The sequence below is a fragment of the Erythrobacter sp. genome, from assembly GCF_023653175.1.
Classification (GTDB): domain Bacteria; phylum Pseudomonadota; class Alphaproteobacteria; order Sphingomonadales; family Sphingomonadaceae; genus Erythrobacter.
On sequence record NZ_JAMNXL010000283.1, the window covers coordinates 1 to 2,700 of the forward strand.

At 66.9% G+C, this 2,700-nt stretch carries 2 protein-coding genes; both read right to left on the bottom strand.

The window, feature by feature from the left end; translation table 11 throughout:
- Positions 1 to 1,283 (bottom strand): HlyD family type I secretion periplasmic adaptor subunit (locus NBV68_RS18920; RefSeq protein ID WP_296313027.1); only part of this gene is annotated, 1,283 nt, incomplete at its 3' end.
- On the bottom strand, positions 1,280 to 2,700 hold a 1,421-nt coding region (locus NBV68_RS18925), incomplete at its 5' end, for an ATP-binding cassette domain-containing protein (protein ID WP_296313030.1). The genes NBV68_RS18925 and NBV68_RS18920, both read right to left, overlap by 4 nt.

The following is a 2,700-nucleotide window of genomic DNA, read 5'->3' on the forward strand; positions in this document are numbered from 1 at the left end:
ACAATCGGGGTGAAGAGGTAATCGAGCAGCGTGCGACTGCGGCCGGAAAAGATGAAGGCATCCACCGGCATGCCGGGGATCGCTTCAACCCCGGCGGCCTTGGCGCCTTCGCCCATGGTGAGCGCGATCCGCGCCTCGTAATAGTCCTCTCCCGTCGCCGTATCGGTCTTGAGATCGGCGCTGACCGCCCGGACGATCCCGGCGAGGCGCGGGGCTTCCCAACCCTTGTAGGCGGCGAGCTGCGTGCGCACCTTCTGCCCCTCGAACAGGCTCGCCCGGTCGCTCGGGCGGATGCGGACAGCCGCGACGATCCCGTCATTGCCGGGCACGATCTCCATGATCGTCTGACCCGAGGGGATCACCGCGCCGGGCGTGTTGAATTCAAGGTTGAGCACTTCGCCATCGGCCGGGGCGACAATCACGGCGCGCTCCAGAACATCTTGCGCATTGTTGAGCGATTCGAGCGCCGCAAGCCGTTCCGCGCGCGCATCGCGCAGTTCGATCGAGGCCTGCTGCCGCCGCTCGGCGCGCAATTGCTGGGCCTGACGCTCGGCATCGGCGGCATTGGCGCGGGCCGTATCGCGCTCCGCCCCCAAGCGCGCCATCTCGCCCGAGAGGCGTGCGGTCTCACGCTCGTACTCGGTCACCCGGTCGCGGCGCACCATCTGGCGGGCGAGCAATTGTTCGAACCGCCCCAGTTCCTTGCGTGCAATCTCCAGCGCGCGGCGGGTGCTGGCGATTTCGTCCTCTTTCTGGAACGCGGTCTGCCGTGCAGCGACGGCCCGTTCGGTGAGCAGCCGGGTCTGGGTGCTTAGCGCGCTGCGCTCGGCCTCGAACAGGTTCACCTCCTCGGCGATCAGCGCGTCGATGCTGCCGGACTTGAGCTTGAGTGCGTATAGCGCGGCAAAGTCGGGTTCCGCGCGATTGTCGAGTTCGGCCTCGATCCGGGCCTCGCGCGCAGCCAGCGCGGCGATCTGAGTGCGCAGCTGATCACGGCTGGCGAGCGAGGCGGTCTCACGCAGGGTGATCAGCACGTCACCTGCCTTGACCCGCTGGCCTTCGCGGACATGCGTTTTCTCGACAATCCCGCCTTCGAGATGCTGGATCACCTGCCGATCATTTTCGACCACGATGGTGCCGCGCGCGGCCAGACCTTCCTCAAGCGGGGCAAATCCAGCCCACATTCCAAACCCGCCAAGACCGATCGCGCAGGTCAGCAGTGCGCCCTTGACCACTCGGTCTGACAGGATGGTTGTTTCGGAGATTCCGGGGATCAATGTCATGCTTCAGCCTCCTTGCGGCGCAGCGTGATGGGGATGTCGCGGCGCAGCGGCGCGCGTGCGGTGATGGTGCCTTGGGCGATGGCGTAGATTTGCGTGGCGTGGGTCAGCAGGCGCGGATCGTGGGTCGCCACCAGCGCGATCGCGCCACGTCTCACACGTTCGTTGATCGCCGCAATGGCGCTCGCCGCCGCCACCTCGTCAAGATGCGCGCTGGGTTCATCGAGCAGCATCAGCACCGGATCGCCGAACAGCACCCGCGCCAGCCCGATAGCCTGTTTCTGCCCCGCCGAAAGATGCGCTCCGCCCGGGCCGATCAGCGTCTGGTAGCCATCGGGCAGACCCAGGATCAGCTGGTGCGCCCCGGCAGCTTCGGCTGCGGCGATGATCGCATCACCCGGCGCCTCGCTCAGCCGGGCAATGTTCTGCGCGATGGTTGCCGGTAGCAGTTCGACGTCCTGCGGCAGATAGCCGACATATTGTCCGCGGTCGATAGCGGGCCAGGCATGGATCGAGCGTCCGCCGAGCATCGCAACGCCCCCGGCAATCGGCCATGCCCCGGCAAGGGTTTGCAACAGCGTGGTCTTGCCCGACCCGTTGGTGCCGGTTAGCGCGATCAGGCTGCCTCCCGCAATCTCTGCAGAGAAGGGCCGGATCAGATCCACCTCGCTCCCCGGCAGGCGGGCAGAGACGCGATCAAGCGACAGCAGCGCTGCGGGACGCGGGAGCGGGAGGAACGGCGCCTCGGGCGCGAGATCGCCCAGCCGCTCGGTGCTGTCGCGCCAGGCGCTGCGAGCCTGTACCAGCGACCGCCAGCTCCCCACAATCAGGTCAACCGGTGCCAGCGCGCGTGAGAGCACGATTGATGAGGCGACGATCCCGCCAGGAGAGATCTGTTGCTCCAGCGCCAGCCACGCCCCGGCGCACAGCATCATGATCTGCAATATCTGACGCGCCGCGCGCGACGTCGCGGTGAACAGCGCTTCCTTGCGCGACGCCTCGGTTGCGGTGGCCGCGTCGGATTGGCGCAGCGCCGCCCACAGGTCGCGGGCGCGCTCGACCAGTCCCATCGCCACCAGCGCGGAACGCTGCCGCGCCAATCCTTCGGCCAGACGCGAGGCCTGTGCCTGGACTGCGCTGCTTTTCTCGCTGGGGTCGCGGGTCGCAATTTCTGCCATCACGGCGAGCGCAAACACGATTCCACCGCCAGCCAATCCTAGCACACCGAGCAATGGGTGGATCATCACCAGCACGATCAGGAACAGCGGCGAAAACGGCAGATCGCAAAACGCAAGAATGGTCCCGCTCGAAAAGGGACCAGCAAGGCGTGTGGCATTGCCCAAGTCGCGCGGTAGCGCGCCGGGCTCTTCGAGCGCAGAGCCAAACCGCCGGAAGGCGCGAGCCGAAAAGGTCGTCTCCA